This is a genomic window from Celerinatantimonas diazotrophica (assembly GCF_004339545.1).
In the GTDB taxonomy this organism is placed as follows: Bacteria; Pseudomonadota; Gammaproteobacteria; order Enterobacterales; family Celerinatantimonadaceae; genus Celerinatantimonas; species Celerinatantimonas diazotrophica.
This window is the reverse complement of record NZ_SMGD01000011.1, coordinates 246,737-269,685: the sequence shown is the minus strand read 5'-3', so window position 1 is coordinate 269,685 and position 22,949 is coordinate 246,737. Positions and strand designations below refer to the sequence as shown.

General features: G+C 43.1%; 16 protein-coding genes. 8 read left to right on the top strand and 8 right to left on the bottom strand.

Annotated features, from left to right (window positions below):
* Positions 1-241: 241 nt before the first annotated feature.
* The 5 genes from araC to EV690_RS04360 all read right to left on the bottom strand — a co-directional run bounded on the left by araC (position 242) and on the right by EV690_RS04360 (position 5,667).
* Positions 242-1,081: an arabinose operon transcriptional regulator AraC gene (gene araC, locus EV690_RS04380; protein WP_131911711.1), complete on the bottom strand. Its 840-nt coding sequence runs from the start codon at positions 1,079-1,081 to the stop codon at positions 242-244.
* A 66-nt stretch (positions 1,082-1,147) separates the two neighbouring features.
* Positions 1,148-1,663: a hypothetical protein gene (locus tag EV690_RS04375; protein ID WP_131911710.1), complete on the bottom strand. Its 516-nt coding sequence runs from the start codon at positions 1,661-1,663 to the stop codon at positions 1,148-1,150.
* An 82-nt stretch (positions 1,664-1,745) separates the two neighbouring features.
* Positions 1,746-3,251: an L-arabinose isomerase gene (gene araA, locus EV690_RS04370; protein WP_131911709.1), complete on the bottom strand. Its 1,506-nt coding sequence runs from the start codon at positions 3,249-3,251 to the stop codon at positions 1,746-1,748.
* A 14-nt stretch (positions 3,252-3,265) separates the two neighbouring features.
* Complete coding sequence (locus EV690_RS04365; protein WP_165872680.1) at positions 3,266-3,964, bottom strand: L-ribulose-5-phosphate 4-epimerase; 699 nt, start codon at positions 3,962-3,964, stop codon at positions 3,266-3,268.
* A gap of 20 nt (positions 3,965-3,984) precedes the next feature.
* Positions 3,985-5,667: a ribulokinase gene (locus tag EV690_RS04360; RefSeq protein ID WP_131911707.1), complete on the bottom strand. Its 1,683-nt coding sequence runs from the start codon at positions 5,665-5,667 to the stop codon at positions 3,985-3,987.
* Positions 5,668-6,046: 379 nt separating this feature from the next.
* On the opposite strand from EV690_RS04360, the gene EV690_RS04355 reads away from it, so the two are divergent.
* The 4 genes from EV690_RS04355 to EV690_RS04340 all read left to right on the top strand — a co-directional run bounded on the left by EV690_RS04355 (position 6,047) and on the right by EV690_RS04340 (position 12,217).
* On the top strand, positions 6,047-7,072 hold the full coding sequence (locus tag EV690_RS04355; protein ID WP_131911706.1) for an arabinose ABC transporter substrate-binding protein: 1,026 nt from the start codon (positions 6,047-6,049) through the stop codon (positions 7,070-7,072).
* Positions 7,073-7,116: 44 nt separating this feature from the next.
* Positions 7,117-8,643 (top strand): L-arabinose ABC transporter ATP-binding protein AraG, encoded by a 1,527-nt coding sequence (araG, locus tag EV690_RS04350; RefSeq protein ID WP_317986174.1) that lies wholly within the window; start codon positions 7,117-7,119, stop codon positions 8,641-8,643.
* Between the two features lie 22 nt (positions 8,644-8,665).
* Entirely contained in the window at positions 8,666-9,664 is a 999-nt protein-coding gene (araH, locus tag EV690_RS04345) for an L-arabinose ABC transporter permease AraH (RefSeq protein ID WP_131911705.1), read from the top strand.
* Positions 9,665-10,813: 1,149 nt separating this feature from the next.
* Entirely contained in the window at positions 10,814-12,217 is a 1,404-nt protein-coding gene (locus tag EV690_RS04340) for a sugar porter family MFS transporter (protein ID WP_317986173.1), read from the top strand.
* 80 nt (positions 12,218-12,297) lie between these two features.
* Here the strand turns inward: EV690_RS04340 and EV690_RS04335 are convergent, their stop codons facing one another.
* Positions 12,298-14,226, bottom strand: coding sequence for a methyl-accepting chemotaxis protein (locus EV690_RS04335; RefSeq protein ID WP_131911704.1), 1,929 nt, complete (start codon positions 14,224-14,226; stop codon positions 12,298-12,300).
* Positions 14,227-14,514: 288 nt separating this feature from the next.
* Here EV690_RS04335 and EV690_RS04330 point away from each other — a divergent pair, with 288 nt between their 5' ends.
* Both EV690_RS04330 and tadA read left to right on the top strand, forming a co-directional pair.
* Positions 14,515-15,180, top strand: a complete 666-nt coding sequence (locus tag EV690_RS04330) for a DUF3334 family protein (RefSeq protein WP_131911703.1) — start codon at positions 14,515-14,517, stop codon at positions 15,178-15,180.
* 64 nt (positions 15,181-15,244) lie between these two features.
* Positions 15,245-15,745, top strand: a complete 501-nt coding sequence (gene tadA, locus EV690_RS04325) for a tRNA adenosine(34) deaminase TadA (RefSeq protein ID WP_263433807.1) — start codon at positions 15,245-15,247, stop codon at positions 15,743-15,745.
* 6 nt (positions 15,746-15,751) lie between these two features.
* Here the strand turns inward: tadA and EV690_RS18530 are convergent, their stop codons facing one another.
* Together EV690_RS18530 and mltF are read right to left on the bottom strand one after the other, a co-directional pair.
* The gene (locus EV690_RS18530; protein ID WP_263433806.1) at positions 15,752-15,883 is read right to left on the bottom strand and encodes a hypothetical protein; all 132 of its coding nucleotides are present in this window, start codon (positions 15,881-15,883) and stop codon (positions 15,752-15,754) included.
* Positions 15,884-16,007: 124 nt separating this feature from the next.
* Positions 16,008-17,426, bottom strand: coding sequence for a membrane-bound lytic murein transglycosylase MltF (gene mltF, locus EV690_RS04320; protein WP_131911702.1), 1,419 nt, complete (start codon positions 17,424-17,426; stop codon positions 16,008-16,010).
* A 365-nt stretch (positions 17,427-17,791) separates the two neighbouring features.
* On the opposite strand from mltF, the gene purL reads away from it, so the two are divergent.
* Together purL and EV690_RS04310 are read left to right on the top strand one after the other, a co-directional pair.
* Entirely contained in the window at positions 17,792-21,682 is a 3,891-nt protein-coding gene (gene purL / locus EV690_RS04315) for a phosphoribosylformylglycinamidine synthase (protein WP_131911701.1), read from the top strand.
* Positions 21,683-22,089: 407 nt separating this feature from the next.
* Positions 22,090-22,944 (top strand): transporter substrate-binding domain-containing protein, encoded by an 855-nt coding sequence (locus EV690_RS04310; RefSeq protein WP_131911700.1) that lies wholly within the window; start codon positions 22,090-22,092, stop codon positions 22,942-22,944.
* Positions 22,945-22,949: the final 5 nt, after the last annotated feature.

The following is a 22,949-nucleotide window of genomic DNA, read 5'->3' as shown; positions in this document are numbered from 1 at the left end:
TACTAAATAATCATAAACATGTAGATAAAATCCATTTAATGATAAATGAAATATGATTGCAAACTGGTGCTGATTTCTAAATTGATGATGGGCTAGGGAGAGGTTATTTTTCTACAGATAGCGTCTTAAATCTGTTTATCGCATCGTTCCTTGATGCGGTGTTATAAAGCAAAATGGGAACAACATCTGGAAATTGAGGATCTGCAAGGAGGTATTTTGCATGACCCTACTTGTTATCAAATTAGCTGATTTGTTCCCGAAATTTTTTGGGGCTAACTCCGGCGATACGCTTAAAAACACGGGAGAAATACAAGGGATCGCTGTAGCCAATCATACGACTGATTTTATTGATGGAATGGTTTGTGGCCAATAGTAACTGTTTTGCACGGGTTATGCGTTGATCATCGCGCCACTGGGTGATTGTCATCCCCATTTCAGCACTGAAAAGATGCCCTAGTCTTGATGATGAAATACAAACCATAGCAGCTAGCTCATCGTTGCTAAAATCCTCATTTAAGTGCTGCGACATATGTTGAACCACATCAAGAATACGAGGATCGATCCGCCGAGACATTACATTAGGTTGCAATGTCTTGCAGCGGATTAACAGTTGTTCCAGCAGGTTTAAAGCTAGATCATTATGGTATGGGTTATCACTTTTTGCCGAATGCTCAATATCAACAAATAGTGGCTCAAGATTCGTCATCATTTCTGGTTCTAGGTCGCGGGTTACAAAAACCCCATGTTGGTTATTCTGCCAATTCAGCCAATCAGACCAGAACGCTCTTGGTCGAAAATAGATCCAGCGATGGAACCAGTTTGAGCAATTAGGATGACGCCGATAATAGTGAGCTACGCCAGGTGGAAATAACAAAAGGTCTCCTTCTTTGACTTCAAAGGCATTTTCTGCGGAGAAAATACGACCTTGTCCTTTTATGGTTAAATTAATGATATAGCCTTTCATCCCCCCAGGGCGATCAATGGTAAAGTCTAGATCATTGCCTTCAATAATAGACGTTAAGCCAGCGACCAGATGGGCATCAAAGTTATAACCAGGTTTTAATGGATCAGTCTGTTCCATGAACATTCAACATTGCATTAATTTATTGGGGTAAGGATATAAAATTCTGGATTCTCTCGCATAAAGCTAAGTCACATTCTGGTTAAATGATATGGATAATGTCGCTGCGAAATGATCGGAAATAAAAAGGGATTCCGGAATTCGGCTAAAGCGGCTTCGCGAGCTGTGTACGAAATAAGCATGGTCGGTTAAATAAAATGTTGAAGGCTTTCTATCATATTGTGCAAAGTTCAACTGATGCTGGAGCTGAATATGGGCCGGACTTTCAGTTCTGGCCACGTAATCAATGGTTAGTTGCGTTGCTGATAAAGTAAACGTGAGGCTCAGAGAAAGCTGATCTGTGGGGGAAAAGCTCCATATTTCATGGTGTGATCCATGACTTCTGTGATGCCATGAGAGAGTTTCTGGAAAGACTGCAAGATGATTGAGCTGGATATCTAATGTTGCGCTAAGTGCCTCACTATTGGGACCATACAGCTTAAATTCACCATTATCAGATAAATAAAGCAGATGATGGTCATTACTAAGACAAGGAAGGTTAGGTGTCTTGGGCGGGGGAGATTTATTATCAGTGCTTAGCATAACCAATGGCTCCTTGTGAGTGATAAAGAAGAACATCAAGCCCTTTCTTTAAGAGCTTGATGTTTTTATGGTATCGGAGAGATTAGATCCCTTGTTTCAGACGATAATATAAGCTGTTTTGACGCAATTCGTTTTTAAAGCCTTGAACGGTCGTATCATTGTTAATAATCACTATTTCAGTATCAACTAACTCAGCATAGTTAATTAATGTATCAAGGCTGACATCGTGACTGCTTACCGTATGGTGGGAGCCGCCGGCGTAGATCCATGCTGCCGCAGCTGTTTCTAGATTAGGTTGAGGTTGCCATAGCGAACGACCCACTGGCAATTTAGGCAGGTCATGTTCAGGTGTAACGCAGTCGATCTGGTTGACTACCAACCGGAAACGATTCCCCAAATCAATAGGTGCGACATTTACTGCAGGACCTTTTTTCCCATTGAAAATAAGGCGAGCGACATCGCAGTCACAACCGATGGTGTGGCGATGAATTTCCAAGCTTGGTTTCGCATCGGCAATACTTGGACATACTTCTAACATATGGGCACCTAAAACTTGGTCAGTTGAACCAAAGTTATACGTGTAATCTTCCATAAACGAAGTACCGCCAGTCCGGCCCTGACCCATGACTTTCATGATGCGGGTCATGGCCGCGGTTTTCCAGTCACCTTCACCACCATAGCCATAACCTTTAGCCATCAGACGTTGTGTTGCCAGACCAGGCAAGTTAGTCAATCCATCGAGGTTTTCGAAGTTGTTAGCAAATGCTTTAGCTCCCACATCGCTTAAAAATGCTTCCATCCCCAATTCAAGGCGGGCATCATTGGCAATGATTTTCCGTGTTGTGCTGTCAGTCAAAAGGCCAGATGCAACATTATATGTCGTTGCATATTCTTCAAGTAGTGTGTTGACGTCCGCATCTGCAACTGCGTTAACCGCTTCGGCGAGTTCACCCAAGCTGTAAGCGTTGACTTCGTAGCCAAATTGAATTTGAGCACCGACTTTATTGCCTTCAGTGACAGCAACTTGACGCATATTGTCGCCAAAACGAGCCACTTTTAGCTGATGGCCTTCAGCCCAGCCAAGTGCAGCACGAGCCCAGTCATCTAACTGTTGATGAACGCGTTTATCTTGCCAATGGCCAACAATGACTTTGCGATTGAGATCGAGACGAGTGCCGATGAATCCAAACTCGCGGTCCCCATGAGCACTTTGATTGGTGTTCATGAAGTTCATGTCTATTTCGCTCCATGGCAGTTCAGAATTGAACTGAGTATGAAGATGAGCCCACGGTTTGTTTAACTCAGTCAGTCCTGCAATCCACATTTTGGCAGGAGAAAAAGTATGCATCCATAGAATTAATCCGGCGCAGTTTGGATCATTATTGGCTTGACGACAGACGGCGAGAATTTCATCCGGGGTTTTTACGGTTGGTTTATAGACCAGCGGTAATAGAATATCGTTACTTTCATTGAGGCCTTTGACAATCTGTTCACTGTCAGTTGCGACCTGTTTCAAAACTTCTGGCCCGTATAAATGCTGAGAGCCTGTGACGAACCACAGTTGCTGTTGTTGAGTCGAATTCTTCATAGTGACCTCATATATTATTTGTTGGTAGATTGGCCGTAATAAGCATTTTTGCCATGTTTGCGTAGATAATGTTTATCCAGTAACCCCTGATTTACAGGTGTTGTCGCGGCATTAATTTGCAGGGTATAAAGTGCCATGCGTGCGACTTCTTCAAGGACGACAGCATTATGAACGGCGTTGGCTGGGGAAGTGCCCCATGCAAATGGCCCATGTTCTTTAACGACAATTCCGGGAATTGCCATCACTTGACTTTTGTCGATGTGTTCGGCGATGACCTTACCAGTGTTGAGCTCATAAGCTTCGTCAATTTCTTGCTGCTTTAAAGCTCGAGTACACGCAATTGGCCCATAAAAATAGTCGGCATGAGTAGTCCCAAAGGCAGGAATATCCATACCTGCCTGAGCCCAGGCTACCGCATGTGTTGAATGGGTGTGGACAATTCCCTGAATTTCTGGAAACTGTTGATAAAGCTCCAGATGAGTGGCGGTATCAGAAGATGGCTTCATTTGACCATCAGCCACTGAACCATCTTCTAAACTGACTTCTACCATGTTTTCAGCACTTAATTCAGAGTACGAAACACCGCTGGGTTTTATCAGCATAACGCCTCGTTCGCGATCGATTCCGGAGACATTTCCCCAAGTGAATGTCACCAAATGATAACGTTCAAGATCCATGTTCGCTTGCCAGACTTGATGACGTAATTGTTCAATCGATACATCACTCATTCCAATTACTCCTCTGGTACATTAGCCTGTGATTCAACATATTGCCCCAGAGTTTGGTAACTCTGATGGCGTTTAAGGTAAAACGCATGGCGCTGTTCATCGGGGTGATAATGTTCGCAAATTCGGCTGGCCATGGCTGATTGGGCTGTTTTGCTATCGGTATAGATACCTGCTGCGGTTGCGGCAAAAATAGCCGCCCCTAGTGCGCAGCATTGGTCGGATTCGACGACGGCGATTGGCTGACCCATGACGTCTGCACAGACTTGCATAACAAATGGCGATTTTTTAGCAATCCCGCCAATCGCTATCACTCGTTGAACCGCCATTCCCTGATCGGTCATACAATCCATAATTGCCTTGGCGCCGTGAGCGGTTGATTCCACCAATGCGTGGAAAACAGCTGGTGCATCACTGCCTAGATTTAATTGAGTAATGGCACCGGTGACACGCTGGTTGGCGTAAGGTGTTCGGCGACCACTGTGCCAGTCAACAGCCAGCGGTGAATGCATGTCAGGCTGATAAGCTTGGGCTGCTTCGCTCAGTTGTGGAATCAGTTGCTCGGTAATTATGCCCATCAACTGCTGAGTGTCTGTTGGACCATTCGTTAAACTGGTGAGTGGCCAGAGCAGCATATTTTTAAACCAAGCATAGATGTCCCCAAAGCCTGATTGACCGGCTTCCAGTGCGACCATATCGGGTCTTGAGCTACCTTTCACTTGGCCACAAATGCCTTTGATGGTTTTGTTACCAATTTCACTTTGCGGGGCCATCAAAATATCGCAGGTAGAGGTTCCCATTACTTTGACTAAATCGGCTTCGCCTGCACCTGCTCCTACTGCGCCCATGTGGCAGTCAAATTCGCCGATAGCAATGGCAATTCCTTCGTTTAATCCGAGTTTTTCAGCCCATTCTTTGCTCAACTCTCCGGCTTTTTCTTCCGCGGTATAAACTTTGTCGAACATCCGCTCACGAATGCCGTCAAATGTTGGGGAGATAGCACTTAGAAAATCCTGATCAGGAAGGCCTTGCCAGCTGTCATGCCAGAGTGCTTTATGGCCTGCGGCACAGATCCCGCGTTTGAGTTGGTGAGGAGCTGTACTGCCACTCAGTAGAGCAGGAACCCAATCGGCGAGTTCAACCCAGCTGTAGGTGGCTTTTGCGACTGATGCATCACTTTCCATAATGTGTGCCGCTTTAGCCCAGAACCACTCTGAAGAGTAAACACCACCGACAAAATTAGTGTAGTCAGGGAATTCTCCACCGTGAGCCAACTCATTAATGCGTTCTGCATGCGCAATACTGGTGTGGTCTTTCCACAAGATAAACATTGCGTTTGGATTCTCAGCAAACTCAGGGCGAAGTGCCAAAACTTGCCCATCAGCATCAATAGGTGCCGGCGTTGAACCCGTCGTATCGACTCCAATGCCCACAACGTAAGAAGCTGCTTCTTTGGGTAACTCACTCAGAGCGATCTGGATCGACTGCGTCATCGACTCTATATAATCCAAAGGGTGATGGCGAAATTGAGTATGGGGGGCGTCGCAAAATAGCCCCTTTTGCCAACGGGAATAATAACTGACGCCGCTACTAAGCTCTTCGCCGTTGGCTGTATCAACCACGAGTGCCCGGACTGAATCCGAACCAAAATCGAGGCCGATGACATAAGCTTTAAGTTGAGTCGCTGCCATGTGATGCTCCACAAAACATAAATAATCAATGTGTTTAATTAAAAGCATCTTAAGCCGTTATTCCCATACGATATCTAGCTACAAACATGGATGTAAGCGCTACTATGAATTAAATGAGATCTAGGCAACATTCTGGAGAGTGGAGAGATATTTTTTAAGTAAAACCAGTTGAGTGCCTAATTTATGGCATAAAGCGGTGATTAATTGATTTGATTGTGAATATTTATTAAAGAATTGAGATTTTAATCATAGTTAATATTGCTATAAATATGGATTTCGTTGCTATCTTATTGAGTTGTGATAGTGGTCACTTCCCTTAATTTTAATCTTCGACTAAAAAAGCTATGACTCGGTATGGATGATATTTGGAGTAACAACAATGAAAGCTTTGACCAAGGGATTGATTGCCGCAGCTCTGGCAAGTGCTGCGTTATTGAGCCAATCAGCAAATGCGTTCTGGGGAAGTAGTAAGGATGATCAACTTAAGCTTGGATATTTAGTAAAACAGCCTGAAGAAGCCTGGTTCCAGACTGAATGGGCTTTTGCCGATAAGGCAGGTAAAAAATATCATTTTGATGTTCTAAAAATGGCAGTGCCTGATGGAGAGAAAACCTTAAATGCGATTGATACGCTGGCTGCTTCAGGTGCCAAAGGTTTTGTGATTTGTACACCGGATCCGAAACTCGGTCCAGCCATCATGGCAAAAGCTAAGAGTTATGGACTGAAAGTTGTAACGGTGGATGACCAGTTTTTAAATGCCAAAGGCAAACCGATGACTAATGTGCCATTGATTATGATGGCTGCTAGTGAAATAGGTGAGCGCCAAGGTCAAGCCCTCTATCAAGAGATGCAAAAACGTAAATGGGATGTCAAAACGACAGCGGTTATGGCAATTACTGCTGATGAGCTTGATACCGCTCGGCGTCGTGTTGATGGTTCGATTAAAGCACTGAAAGCATCAGGGTTCCCCGCCGCCCAAATTTATCGGGTCCCGACTAAATCAAATGATATCCCAGGCGCGTTTAATGCTGGTAACTCATTGTTAGTGCAGCACCCAGATGTCAAGCAATGGTTAGTTGTTGGAATGAATGACAATACTGTACTAGGGGGTGTTCGAGCGACTGAAGGACAAGGATTTAATGCATCGAACGTGATTGGTATTGGGATTAACGGGGTCGGCGCTATTTCTGAACTTTCTAAAAAAGAGGCCACAGGGTTTTATGGGTCTTTGTTGCCAAGCCCTGATATTCACGGATTTAAAAGTATTGAAATGCTTTATAAATGGGTCGAGGACGGCAAACGTCCACCGAACATGACCAAAGTGAAAGATGTTGTGCTTATTACTCGTGATAATTTCCGTGCTGAGCTTAAGAAAAAAGGCTTAGGTAACTTGTTGAACAATTAACTCAGAACAGGTGCCTTGTTAGGCACCTTCATTCGATGAGTGCCATGAGGTTTACTATGGGCAGCAAGCAAAATTACTTCCTTGAGTTTGACCATGTCACCAAGGTTTTTCCTGGCGTAAAAGCGTTAAGTGATATTAGTTTTGGGACTGGTGAAGGGCATATTCACGCGTTATTAGGAGAAAACGGAGCCGGAAAATCAACACTACTGAAAGTCTTAAGTGGTATTTATCAACCGACGAGTGGGAGTTTGAAAATTCAAGGTGAAGAGGTCGCATTTAATAATGCTTCTGATGCGTTAAATGCTGGCGTTGCCATTATCTATCAGGAACTGAATTTAGTGCCTGAATTGAGTGTGGCTGAAAATATATTTATCGGTCAGCTTCCGACCCATTCTGGCATGATTGATCGCCACAACCTTTATGAAAAAGCACGTTCGCAATTAGCTCGCTTAGGTGAACATTTTGATCCCTCCATGTCATTAAAGAACTTATCAATTGGTCAGTGGCAGATGGTTGAGATTGCCAAGGCATTGAGTCGTAACGCAAAAATTATCGCTTTTGATGAGCCCACAAGCAGCCTGTCTCAGCGGGAGATCGAAAGCTTATTTAAAGTGATCCGCGAACTGCGTGATGAAGGCAAGGTTATTTTATACGTGTCGCATCGAATGGAGGAGATTTTCGAGTTGTGTGATGCGATTACCGTCTTTAAAGATGGCTCTCATGTTGCCACTCTCAATGAGATCGACAACGTAACTCACAATCAACTCGTCAAGCTTATGGTGGGTCGTGAAATTCACGATATTTTTCATTATCGTCCGCGCGAATATGGACAAATTGGCTTAGAACTTAAACAACTTGAAGGGCCTGGATTAAAATCTCCTATTTCTTTAGAGGTAATGCAGGGGGAGATTTTAGGATTATTTGGGCTAGTTGGGGCAGGGCGCACCGAGCTAACGCGGTTAATTTTTGGGGCGGAGAAGGCGACTTCAGGAGAAATTAAGGTTCATGGCAAACTTGTTCACATTCACACTCCCACGGATGCGATTCATGCCGGAATAACCTATTGCCCTGAAGATCGTAAAGTCTCGGGAATCGTGCCGGTATTATCGGTTCTTGAAAACACTAATATTAGTGCGCGCCCTGACCATTTGTCGATGGGCTGTGTTATCGATAACCATTGGGAAAATGGTAATGCAAGAGAGCAGGTCCGTTCGCTAAATGTTAAAACACCCTCGATGAGCCAGCTAATTGGTAACTTGTCAGGAGGAAATCAGCAAAAAGTTATTTTAGGGCGTTGGTTGTCGACCGAAATGAAGGTGATTTTACTCGATGAGCCAACTCGCGGTATCGATATTGGTGCTAAGTCAGAAATCTATGAACTGATTTTTGCGTTGGCTGAACGTGGTGTCACTGTTCTGGTGATTTCAAGTGACCTGCCTGAAGTCATCGGTATTTCTGATCGCATTATGGTGATGAAAGATGGACAGTTAACCGCTGAGCTTGAGCGCAGTGAATATAGCGAAGAGCGTATTCTTGAGTTTGCCATGCTTGGTAAATCTCAGGCAGCCTGAAGTATGAAAAGGAGAGCTAGAAATGGCTATATCAGTCTCTAAAACGGATAAACACGATTCAAATTCACCAACGCATCGAAAAGTCGATTTTAACCGGCTCTGGGATAGTTTTGGCATGCTGATGGTCTTTGTCGCACTGTTCATTTTGTGCTGCATTTTTGTGCCAAATTTTTCCTCATTTATCAATATGAAAGGCTTAGGTTTAGCCGTTTCTATGAGCGGCATGATCGCTTGTGCCAGTTTATTCTGCTTAGCGTGCGGGGACTTAGACTTGTCCGTAGCCTCGGTTGTTGCTTGTGCTGGGGTTGTAACGGCAGTTTCAATCAACATGACTCAGAGTGTGAGCCTAGGTATTTTAGCTGGCGTTTTAAGTGGGGTTTTCTTTGGCTTAATTAACGGCTTTGTTATTGCCAAACTAAAAGTGAATGCGCTGATTACAACACTTGCAACCATGCAAATTGCTCGTGGACTTGGCTATATCATCTCAGATGGTAAGGCAGTTGGCATTACTGAAGAAAAGTTCTTCGAGTTGGGTAATTCAAATATATTAGGGATTCCCACGCCGATTTGGTTAACCATTATCTGTTTTATTGTTTTTGCTTTTTTGCTGAATAAAACAGTATATGGCCGTAATACACTTGCCATTGGTGGTAACGAAGAAGCCGCTCGCCTAGCCGGTGTGAATGTTGTCAAAACAAAACTAATTATCTTCACCGTCTCCGGCGCTATATCAGCGCTAGCTGGCGTTATTCTGGCATCCCGTATGACCAGTGGTCAGCCGATGACCTCTATTGGATTTGAATTAGTGGTTATTTCGGCATGCGTGTTAGGGGGCGTGTCACTTAAAGGTGGGATCGGCAAAATTTCTTATGTTATTGCTGGGGTGCTCATTTTAGGAACCGTTGAAAATGCGATGAATTTATTGAATATTTCACCGTTTGCCCAATATGTTGTCCGCGGTACTATCTTACTGTTAGCCGTGATTTTTGACCGCTATAAACAGATGAAACAAAATCACTAACTGGCGGAATAATAGAAAAGTGGCTGCGATCTGCAGCTACTTTTGAGTGTCTTAATAGATATAGAAAGTGAGTTAAGAAAGAAGGGTTTGTTTATACCTTCTTTCTTTTTGTTTGAGCCGGCCTAAAAAATAGGGTTGATCTTTTTTCATTGATGAATACAAAAATGTTATGAAAGCAACAGTTAGATGATTGGCACTTCAATGACGATTCGACACTTGGGACTGTTTTTGAGAAATTTTTGCTTTGGTAAATATTGTTGATGTTTGTATGGGGAATATTGCTTTGGTAGGTTGCGGTTAATCGCAGAGAGCACTGAGGGCCTGAGTCGACTCATCATGTGAGATGCAGGCATAGTGACGTCGATAACAAGCCGATTGAAGAATTGCTCAAAATATAAATTTGCTATTCTGTGTATAAATAATCATTTTATCCTAGGGACTGTTGACCTTTGGTGGTTGAATTTTGTTTAAATGAACCCCAAGGGCAGTATCTGAGAGGAATTTATCCAGCGTTAAACGTTCTTTGTGGAGAATAACGACACGGCACAACGTTTGCCTTGCCTAAATCCCTCTCAGATTTCTGCAAAACTAATCACAAAAGGTCAACAGTCCCTAGCTTTCTTTAAACGAGCAGCTTTGCTCAGGTTGCTTCCCCCCTCTATACAGCATAAAGATTTTCTATTCCATTTTAGGGCGAATGTTTGTTAGTATCTGCCCCCTTTCTCATACTCTGATTTTCCAGCCTAACTCGTGCTACTGGCTAGCATCCGCTGGGTTGGTGCTACGGAGTGTGGTAAATAGGGAACGAAATATGTCAAAAAACGTAAATTAATAATTTATTGAGAATATTTACTGCATACTTATTGAAGTAAATATCAATGCTTTTGTTGCTTATAAATTATTGTGGAAACGTTTACATTTTAATTATTAGTTAAAATGTTATCTGTGTATCTTTTTAAAGATATTTTTATCATTAAAATGTGATGCAGTTTAAATTTTTACATTTTCATGTCAAAAACTATACGAATGGGTTTGAATTATGTGTAATCGGTTACAAATATGTGATCAAACGCACTTTTTGACAATGGAATAACAAATATCATAATGCGCATATTTTTGTAGTTAATTTATAGGTTATTTGGAGGCAGGATGAGCCAAACGATGTCGTCTTCAGCGACGAATAGTTCATCGAAGAGAGTGACTTTCTTTGTATGTTTTTTAGCTGCGTTGGCTGGACTTCTATTCGGGTTAGATATCGGTGTAATTGCTGGTGCTCTCCCATTTATTAAACAAACGTTTACCCTAACCGATCATCAACAAGAGTGGATTGTTAGTTCGATGATGGCTGGCGCAGCCATTGGCGCCATTGGTAGCGGTAAGTTAAACGTTATTTTAGGTCGTAAGCAAAGTTTGATGATTGGTGCGATCTTATTTGTGATTGGTTCTTTAGGATCTGCGTTCGCAACATCCCCGGAAATGTTAATTGTCATGCGGGTTTTGCTAGGGCTGGCTATTGGGATTGCTTCGTATACAGCTCCGCTTTATCTGTCTGAAATTGCACCTGAAAATATTCGCGGTAGTATGATTTCGATGTATCAGCTCATGATTACTATCGGTATTTTAGTTGCTTATGTTTCAGATACACTTTTCAGTTACCATGGTGCGTGGCGCTGGATGTTAGGGATCATTACTATTCCTGCGATTGTTTTATTGATCGGGGTATTTTTCCTTCCTGACAGTCCTCGTTGGCTTGCCGCTCGAGGTGATGATAATAAAGCTCGCCGTGTTTTAGAAATGCTACGTGATAGTAGTGAAAAAGCGAAACATGAGCTTGATGAAATTCGTAATAGTCTGAAAGTGAAGCAGGGTGGTTTTGCGCTATTTCGTGCGAATCGGTATTTCCGTAAAGCTGTCTATTTGGGCGTTTTATTGCAGGTTATTCAGCAATTTACGGGTATGAATGTGATCATGTATTACGCACCTAAAATCTTTGATTTATCTGGTTTTACCAGTACTTCAGAACAGATGTGGGGAACAGTAATCGTGGGAGCTACGAACGTACTAGCAACATTCATTGCTATTGGTTTAGTTGACCGTTGGGGACGTAAACCAACCTTGAAACTGGGCTTTTTAGTGATGGCCATTGGCATGGGTGTCTTGGGAGCTATGCTGAATATGGGCGTAGCGTCTATGGACATGAATGCTAAGTATTTCGCAATTGCAATGTTACTGATGTTTATTATTGGTTTTGCCATGAGTGCGGGCCCACTGATTTGGGTTCTGTGTTCAGAAATCCAGCCTCTTAAAGGACGTGATTTTGGGGTGACGGTTTCAACTGCGACGAACTGGATTGCCAATATGATTGTTGGTGCAACGTTCCTGACTATGTTACAGAGCTTTGGGAATGCGAATACATTCTGGATTTATGGCTCGTTAAACGTTGTGTTTATTATACTCACCTTTATGTTGATTCCAGAAACGAAAAACGTTTCGCTTGAACATATTGAAGCTAATTTGATGAGTGGTACAGCGTTAAAAGACTTGGGTAAATGATAGTAAATTAGCAGTTATTCCAAGTATGAAAAGCCGGTCTCTAGACCGGCTTTGTTATATCTGAAATAAAGCATAAGTGATTAAACCGTAAAAGCGCTCATAGAATCGACGAGTTGTTTAGATAACTGATTAAGCTTCTGGCTTTGTTCTCGTGTGTCACTAACCGCCTGCATGGCTTGTTGAGACTGATGATGCATTTGCTCACTGGTTTGTGCAACTTGGGTTGATGTGGCATTTTGTTCTTCTGCCATTGCTGCAATTTGATCAATTAATTGGCCAAGTGAGTTGACGGCCTGGCTAACATTTTGCCGAATATTTTCCTCTTCTGATAGTTCTTCATTGGACTCTTTAGCTCGTTGCGTTGCTTGAGCCATGGCTTGGGCAGCACTTTTAGCTCCCTCAGTTAGTGCATCGATACTATTTTGTATTTTTCCAGTTGAGTCTTGGGTTTTTGCAGCTAGCTGGCGAACTTCATCGGCAACGACTGCAAATCCTCGACCATGTTCGCCTGCTCGAGCCGATTCGATGGCAGCATTCAGAGCCAGTAGATTGGTTTGCTCGGCAATGGTTTGGATTACATTTAAGACAGTGGCTATTTCATCACTTAAATTCACAAAATTAGAGACTTGCTGGTTAGCACTTGCAATTTCATGATCTAACTGGTGGATCAGTGAGGATACGTGCGCTGAAACCTGTTGATTCTGTTGGTTTGTTTGGCGCAACGTGTCCACATGATGTTGAATATCTAACACGGCTTGAGTTTGTTCATCGATAGCTTGAGAGGATTCACGCATAGCTGCATTAATTTCCTCTAAGGATTGGTTTTGATGTGAAACCAAGTCAAATGCATGATCGCTGCGCACACTGAGCTGATCGATGCTTTGTTGAGATGACAAGCCGTTTTCATTCACCTTTTGAATTAAATTACGAGTTGTTTGCAGAAACCGATTAATCGAGTTTCCCATTTGGGCAATTTCGTCTTCGCCATAAGTGGGGATGGCTTGAGTTAGGTCGCCGCCACCCTGAGCGAGTTTGGAAAGACTCGTACTTAAATTTTGAATCCTTCTCTGGACTTTGATGACCAGCAAGATGCCAATAGCGGCTAATAATAATAAGCCGCCACCGATTTGAATCGCGATTGTTTTCTGAGTCATTTGATGAGATAGGCTAGTCAGCGCATTATTTAATTCAGTAGTGTTTTTCTGATTCATTTTTAATAGTGAATTGGCTAGCACATTCATCCCTTTTTGGCTGGACTGGCTCATCTGAGTAAGTAACTGTTGGCTATGGGCAACGATGGCTTGGCGTGCTTTGGCTGATTGAAGTTGTATTTTTTTCTGCTCAGCCATGAAATGGCCCATATTATAGGCAACATCCAGTTGTCCAATAACTTCCCCCTGAAATTTAATAGGTGTCTTTGTATAGTAAACTTCAGGGTCTTGTGATGCTGCATTGATGACTCGTTCTAAAGCGCGTTTCCCTTTCCCTTTTATATCGAGTTGTTCAACTCTAGGTTTAGATCGGTCTAACGAGTGTGTTAGCAGTTGTCCTGTGGGGGAAGCAAAAGCTGCTACAATGATGTTTGGGTTTTTTTGCGCGGCCAGAATGAGGTCGGTCATCTGCCCTAGATTATTATCTAAAACAGCTTCAATTGAGCTCGTTACAATTAATTGGTTATAGTTGTTAGCCTCATCTTTGAAGGCCTTAATTTGTCTTTGACTTTGGCTCTGTTGCTGTTCGTTGAGTAACTGTGTTAGAGATTGATTAAGCTCTTTGGAAAGGTTTTGTGTCGTGTGGCTCAAGTCTGTAATTTGTTGTTTTTGGTTTTGTTTTAAGGTTGCTTGCATCAGCTGAGTCTGTTGACTCAGAGAATGTTGAATAGAAGCTTGCAGTTGTTTGATCTGCATAAATGAATAAAAGCCAAGCGCTATCGTTTGTACGGCAATCAAGACAGCCGTTGCCAGTAGAATTAAGCGTAGCAAGGATTTATTAAACCTCTTTAACATCATAACGTCCCTATTTTCTAAATTTACATCGATCTGATTAACTGGCAGACACAAAAAATTAATTTCATTATGACGAGAATGTCTATATTGAACTGAGGTGCAAAGCACATATTTTATTGATAGAACTAATCTTATCTAATATTGTGTACGTCTGAATCTTCTTGAAGATGGCTTTTGTTGCCATGTTTTACAGCTGCGATTAAATTTCACCAGAGATTAATTGGAACAAATACCGACGTTAACGCATAATAATTGGATGAATTTGTTAATCGCATACGACAAGGACGGTAGATGAAAAATACACGAGTTATTTCCACTGATGATATTTTGCTGACGCTCTGTAATTCGGTCACCAAAGTATTGAGTGCCGCCACTGGCAGCGACGTGAACTATTCGGCGATGGTACAAAAAATCCATAAAACTTGTTTAAAACCAGATATTGGTTGTTTTGTTTTATTTGATGGCGGTTTCTCTGGGCTCGTTTTGATGAATTTTACTTCTCAGGCTGCTCTTGAGATCTATCAGACTTATATGAAAAATATGGGGATTTCAGAGAATGAATTAGCAACTCAACACACCTCCGATGAAGTGGCGAATGTGATGGGAGAGCTGATGAATCAAAGTATCGGTGATTTTACTGGCAAGATTGGTCGAGAGTTGCACACCAGCATTACGCAAAACCAGCCTAAAATGTTGGCTATTAACAAACAGGTGTTGATCTCTGTTGATACGAATTTAGACAGGCCTCAAGCTCGTCGAGTGACCTTTATTACCGCTCGTAACAATATCTTTTATTTGGAATTAGCGATGGATAAAACCGAATTTATTCAGATTGCTGATATTGCTGAGTCTGAAGAGACAGACCCTGATCAGATCATTGATGAAGCTAACCAACAGGCGGAGAAACCAGTGGCGCAAGTGGTTGATCAAGATCTATTGGATGAGCTGGGAATTTGAAATTTTTGATAGTTTGTTCTGGTCCATAGAATGTTACAATGATGTTTTGACTCGGGAGTGACGGTTGAGTACGCCACAAGATCATCATTTTATGGAGCAGGCTTTATTGTTAGCTAAGCAAGCTGAACAGCATGGCGAAATTCCTGTCGGTGCGCTGCTCGTTTATAAGGGGACGATCATTGGCCGAGGATGGAATCATTCGATCTCCAGTCATGATGCCACTGGTCATGCGGAAATTATGGCACTTCGCGAGGCAGGACGCTATTTGGAAAACTATCGCCTGATCGATACCACTTTATACGTTACCTTAGAACCATGTCCAATGTGTGCCGGGGCGACCGTACATGCGCGAGTCTCAAGGCTAGTTTTTGGCGCATATGATCAAAAGACAGGGGCAGCTGGCAGTGTATTTAATCTGACTTGTGATGAGCGTTTGAATCATCAATTGGATGTTGAGGGGGGAGTGGAACAAGAACGTTGTTCCGCTTTATTGAGTGAGTTTTTTCGCAACAGGCGAAAAGCCATTAAAGCCGCGAAAAAACTCAAGACTTCTCAGCAAGACTGAGATTTTTTAATTTTCGCTTTCACCAATCAGTTCAGTTAAAGCAAAACTGCGCTGACGCCATAGGGTTTTTTTATGTTGGCGCGCAAGTTGAATGCGCCGGCGAGGTGAATGCGTGGCATGATGACGTTTTTTAACCATCTTCATCCCTCCTTCTATTGTTATTTTTGTATAATGTTTTTCGCTTTTAAACCTATCAATTTTGTATGACATGTATATGACAGTCAATAAATTTTTATCAATTTATCACTTTTTTTTAATATTTTTAGCGAACCTCTTTAACCTGAGTCCAGCGCTTTTGCGCATCTAAAAGTACAAGGCTTTGATAATACTGACGAATATTGTTGACATAGTTATACGCTTCGCTACCTCGGGCGTAGCCATACTGTGTCTTTCTATACCAGCGTTTTTGCATCAATAGGGGCAAACGTTCTTTGACATCAGACCAACTGTTGGGATCAGCTCCTTGCAGTTTAGTGATTCGACGTGCATCAAGCATGTGGCCAAAGCCCATATTATAGGCGGCTAGAGCAAACCAAATTTTTTCATCATTGTGGATACTATCAGGGACCAGTGAGATCAGTCGTTGCAAGTAATCGGCTCCCCCGCGAATACTCTGCTGTGCATTTAAGCGGTTTGTAACTCCCATTAGATGCGCGGTTTTAAGTGTTAACATCATCATGCCGCGAACCCCTGTGTGGGAACGTGCGCGAGGATCCCAATGGGACTCTTGATAAGAAACAGCCGCAATGAGGCGCCAGTCTAAATTACCGCTATAACGTTTAAACCAGTCTTCATAGCGTGGCAATACTGTTTTAATCGCTCGTAAAAACGAACGGGTATCCACATAATCAAATTGTTCTATATGGCCAAAATATTTCTCTACGAGTTTGGCAATGGTTCCATCTTCATGTTTTTTACCAAAAAAATCGATTAGTACCGCATAGAATGCATCATCTTTAGAGCGATTGATTGCCCAGCTAATCGGCACGTTTTTACGCAGAACGAAGGCACTTGTAAGTTTGGGATAGTAGCGCTGTGTTAAGGCTAGAATTTTGTTGTCGACAACCGCATATTTGAGTTTGCCTTGATGGACCTCCCGCAATAAGTCTTCATCATCAAGCTGGGCATCGGCATCGATTTTAAGATTTGTAAAGCGTTTACTGAGTCGCTTTAGGACTACTTCATGAAAACTTCCGGCAGTTACGCCAATTGGGGCATCAACATCTGCTAACGATTGCGGAGGTGAAGTGCCTTTTAGATAAACCAGAACGCTGTTGACATCATAAAATTCGGGGGAAAAACGAAACTGTTCACGACGTCGCGCGGTGGGGATTAAAGATGCCGCAATCAGATCCACTCGCTTTTGCTTGAGCGCATTATAGAGGTCCTCTTGACTATACAGCGGGATCATTTTCAGTCTTAAGCCCAGTGAGTGGGCAAAGTCATGTAGTAACTCGTAATCAATCCCTGTAGGTTGATCGTTTTGGTCATAATAGAAGTTACGGGACGAATAGAGTGTCCCCACTCGGAGTTCTTTGTGATATTCGATTTGCTCAAGTTCAGAGCGAGGTTTATTCAGCGGATGACATCCGGCGAGTACCAAGAAAAGAATCAAAACCACTGTCTGTTTTAACAGACCGATAAAAGGGTGTAAGTTTATTTTTACATCCGTTTTATGCAACTGAACGCCCTAATCCTAAAAATATCGAGCTTGTTAGTTTAGCATTGATTTTTGCTTCGATCTTGTAATGAAAAAACATATATTTCAATAAATTATAAATTTTTTACTGCTTGGCTGGTTGGAGACACATAAAAATTAGCCATTACCGATGACCTCCTGTGGGGGAGCGCTATTTTCGACGAGATGTTGAAAAGTCGCTGGAGGTTAGCAATGCTTTGAGTTAATTCATCGAGTTTGTTCTTCCAAGGCGGTGACTTTAACCCTTATTATTCTTTATAATAGAGACTAATTTACCCCCCACGGTTAAATTTGGATGCTTTATAAGCATAACGTTTAGCCACAAGACGCATACGAGTACACAATTTATGGAAATCTTGCGCGGTGCTCCGGCACTTTCTGAATTTCGCATCTCTCAGTTGTTAAAGCAGGCACGTGAGCAATCGTTACCGATTGTTGATATCTATGCTGAATTCGTTCACTTTGCTGATTTAAAAGATAGTTTAAGTCAGGAGCAACATCTCGTTCTGGAAAAGTTGTTACATTATGGCCCAACGATGGTGGAACATGCCGTTGATGGTGAGCTATTTTTGGTTGCACCTCGGCCTGGAACTATTTCTCCATGGTCATCAAAGGCGACTGATATTGCTCATAATTGTGGCCTAGATACTATTGGGCGTATTGAGAGAGGAACCGCTTTTTATGTCCAATTTAGTCAGCCATTAGATGAACAGCAACAAGCGCAGTTTAAAGCACTGATTCATGATCGCATGGTCGAATCGGTATTCTCATCATTGGAACAGGCCAGTGCATTATTTAGTCATGCAACCCCAGCATCGGCTGTTAGTGTTGACGTTCTCGGTCAGGGTCGTGATGCGCTGGAAAAAGCAAATCTTGAGTTAGGGCTTGCGTTGGCTGAAGACGAGATTGATTACCTAATTGAAAACTTTGTTAAGCTCAATCGCAATCCAAATGACGTTGAACTGATGATGTTTGCTCAGGCGAATTCAGAGCACTGTCGCCATAAAATTTTTAACGCTGATTGGACTATCGATGGCGAAGTCCAGCCAAAATCATTGTTTAAAATGATTAAAAACACCTTTGAATGTCACAGTGATGGTGTGTTGTCGGCATATAAAGATAATGCATCAGTCATGGAAGGCTCTGTGGCTGGTCGTTTTTTCCCGAATAGTCACAGTTATCAGTATGGTTATCACCAGGAACCGATTCATATCCTGATGAAAGTTGAAACACACAACCATCCAACGGCTATTTCACCATTTCCGGGCGCTGCGACAGGCTCCGGTGGTGAAATTCGCGATGAAGGAGCTACGGGACGAGGGTCTAAACCGAAAGCTGGTTTAGTTGGCTTTAGTGTTAGTAACTTGCGTATTCCCGGTTTTGTGCAGCCTTGGGAAAGTGATTTTGGTAAGCCATCACGTATTGTCAGTGCACTAGATATAATGGTTGACGGTCCCTTGGGCGGAGCGGCATTTAACAACGAGTTTGGCCGACCCAATTTATTGGGGTATTTCCGCACGTACGAAGAACAAGTCAATAGCTTTAATGGTGTTGAAGTCCGTGGTTACCATAAACCTATTATGATGGCTGGTGGTGTGGGGAGCATTCGCGGCGAACATGTTGAGAAAGGTGAAATTCCTGTTTCAGCCAAAATCATTGTGCTGGGTGGCCCAGCGATGAATATTGGTCTTGGCGGCGGAGCCGCTTCTTCAATGGCATCAGGGCAGTCAGCCGAAGATTTGGATTTTGCTTCTGTTCAGCGTGGTAACCCGGAGATGGAACGGCGTTGTCAGGAAGTGATTGACCGTTGTTGGCAAATGGGAGAGCAAAACCCAATTTCGTTTATCCACGATATTGGTGCTGGGGGGCTGTCCAATGGCTGCCCAGAACTGGTCAATGATGGTGGACGCGGTGGAAGCTTCCAGCTCCGGGAGGTTCCCAATGATGAACCGGGAATGTCACCACTAGAAATTTGGTGTAACGAGTCTCAAGAACGCTATGTACTGGCGGTTCCCGCCAACCGAATTGATGAATTTGATGCCATCTGCCAGCGTGAGCGTGCACCATACGCGGTTATTGGTGAAGCAACTGAGCAGCGCGATCTTATATTGCACGATGAGCATTTTGCTAATGAGCCGATTCAATTGCCGCTAGAAGTGCTTTTAGGTAAGCCGCCAAAAATGCATCGTGATGTCCAACGCTTATCCTTTTTGGGAACGGCGCTTGATACTAGTGCAATGAGTTTAACCGATGCCGCTGAGCGCATCTTACGCTTGCCTGCGGTTGCTGAAAAAACTTTCTTGATTACCATTGGTGATCGCTCCGTCACTGGATTAGTTGCACGTGATCAAATGGTAGGGCCTTGGCAGGTGCCTGTGGCAGATTGTGCGATTACTGCTGCAAGTTATGATACCTATGCCGGTGAGGCTATGTCGATAGGTGAGCGCACGCCAACGGCGTTGATTAATCATGCAGCCAGTGCTCGCTTAGCTGTCGCCGAAGCAATAACGAACATCGCCCCTGCACCTATTGGGGCAATGAGTCAGATTAAACTCTCTGCCAACTGGATGGCAGCAGCTGGGCATCCAGGTGAAGATGCCGGATTATATGATGCGGTTAAGGCGGTCGGTGAACAGCTCTGTCCAGAACTTGAATTGACCATTCCGGTTGGTAAAGACTCAATGTCGATGAAAACTAGCTGGCAACAAGAGGGAGTCGAAAAAACAGTTACTGCACCGTTATCACTGATCATTAGTGGTTTTGCCAAAGTGAGTGATGTTCGCAAAGCGGTGACTCCACAGCTGAAAAACGATATGGGGAGCCTGCTGATCTTGATTGATTTGGGGCAGGGGAAAAACCGGTTAGGCGGCTCTTCTTTAGCACAGGTTTATAAACAATTAGGCAATATTGCTCCCGATGTCGATGATCCAGCATTGCTGCGTGGCTTTTATCTGGCTATTCAGGAACTGTTAGGTAAGGGCAAGTTGTTGGCGTACCACGACCGTAGCGATGGTGGTTTATTTACCACTGCAGCGGAAATGGCCTTTGCCGGACACTGTGGGGTGAACATCGCATTAGATCAATTGGTTGATGATGACCTCGGTGTATTGTTTAACGAAGAACTTGGTGCATTGATTCAAGTCGCTGGTGAAGATAAAGAATCGGTAATGACAACTTTGGCCGGACATGGTTTGGTCAACTGTAGCTTTGTGGTTGGCCGTGTCAATGACGATGATATGATTCGATTTACCCGTAACGGTGAGGTCGTGCTGGCTGAAACGCGAACTTATTACCGTCAAGTTTGGGCTGAAACCACTTATCAGATGCAGTTACTGCGAGATAACCCTGAATGTGCTAAAGCTGAATTTGTAGCCAAGCAGGACGTAAAAGATCCCGGGCTTCATGCTAATTTAAGTTTTGATGTGCATGAAGATGTTGCTGCACCGATGATAGCAACAGGGGTTCGCCCGCCGATCGCTATCTTACGTGAACAGGGCGTAAACTCTCATTCAGAAATGGCAGCTGCGTTTGACCGAGCTGGATTTGATGCCTTTGATGTCCATATGAGTGATGTGCTTGCAGGTCGGGTGACATTGGATAAATTTAATGCTCTTGTTGCTTGTGGTGGCTTCTCTTATGGGGATGTATTAGGTGCTGGGGAAGGGTGGGCAAAATCTATTCTTTTCAACCCGCGGGCCCGTGAGCAGTTTGCTCAGTTCTTTGAACGTTCCGATAGCTTCGCGTTAGGCGTTTGTAATGGGTGTCAGATGCTTTCAACTTTAAGTGAGTTGATTCCTGGGGCATCGCATTGGCCGCGTTTTGTTCGTAATCAATCCGAACAATTCGAAGGGCGTTTTAGTTTGGTTGAAATTCAGCCATCGCCATCGTTATTTTTCAGCGATATGCAAGGCTCGAGAATGCCGATTGCTGTTGCTCATGGGGAAGGTCAGGTTGAAGTACGCGATAGCGCACATTTGAGTGAGATTGAACGAAGTAATACGGTTGCGATGCGTTTTGTTGACCATTATGCTCAAGCGACTGAAGCTTATCCGTTTAATCCGAACGGCTCAGCAAACGGGATTACTGGTTTGACGACGACTGATGGTCGAGTCACTATCATGATGCCTCATCCTGAACGGGTGTTCCGCACCGTTGCTAACTCTTGGCATCCAGAAGATTGGGGTGAAGATAGCCCTTGGATGCGGATGTTTAGAAACGCCCGTAAACAGTTAGGATAATCCATTCGCTAAGAGTCAGTTACTCTTGTCTTTGGTGAAAACCTGTTAAAAAGTGCCAGATAGTTAAATAGATTATCTGGCACTTTTGTTTTGAATAAGCACCAGCTAGTCCGTTATGGAGCATTACTTTTTTCGGTGCAAAATCGTTGACCGAGATGATATTTAAAATTTATGTTTATTCTCTTAACTTTACTTTTGTGTTTATGTTAAAAGCGAAGAACTCCTCCTGTACCTCTTTTTGTGCAAAAAAGCTTCATCTTCGGGCAATCACTAAATCTTGATAACTGTTTGATAACTTCGTCTCGTTTAGTAATCAGTAAGTTATAAATTCTTTGAATAGTTGACTTATTATATGCCTGTATATACATGCATATAATTAATGTTGCTGTTAGTAAGGAATAATAGTTATGACTGAAGCTTTATCGTTTAACCGAAAGCTGCCCATAGCGGCTGTTGCTCTGAGTTTGTTGGTCGGTGGAAGCTTTGCTGCACAAGCAAAAGAATGGACATCGATCAAAATAGCAACAGAAGGAAATTATGAACCCTGGAATTTGACTCTTCCGGGAGGAAAAGTGTGGGGATTTGAACCTGAACTTATGGCGAATCTGTGTAAACGTATCAAGATTAAATGTGAATTAACGACGCAAAATTGGGACGGCATGATCGCTGGTTTAAATGCTGGGAAATACGATGTCATTATGGATTCAATCGTCATTACTCCAGAACGTAAAAAAGTGATTAACTTTTCTATCCCTTATGCTGCGACCCCGGCCAGCTTTATCACTAAGAAAACCGATTTATTAAGTAAAGCTCAAGATAACGTTATTAAAATTCCGGCGGGTAGCTCGAAAATAGATGCCGTTGTTGCACCACTGCAAAAAGCGTTAGAAGGGAAAATTATTGGGATTCAATCAGGTAGCGTTTATACCGATTTCATTGATAAATACTTTGCTAAGTCAACTGTGCGTGAATATAGCTCAGCTGCAGCTGCAATTTTAGATTTACGTTCCGGTCGTATTGATGCGGTTTTTGATGACGTTACTTTCTCTAATGCTTTTTTGAGCAAACCAGCTAATAAATCAATTCATTTTGCGGGCCCTAAAATTGGTGGATCAATTTGGGGTGCCGGTGAAGCCTTAGGTTTTCGTAAATCAGATACCGATTTGACTGCTAAATTTGATGCTGCGATCAAGGCTGCATTAAAAGATGGAACCGTTAAAAAATTAAGTCTGAAATGGTTTCACACTGATGTTACCCCATAGGCGGT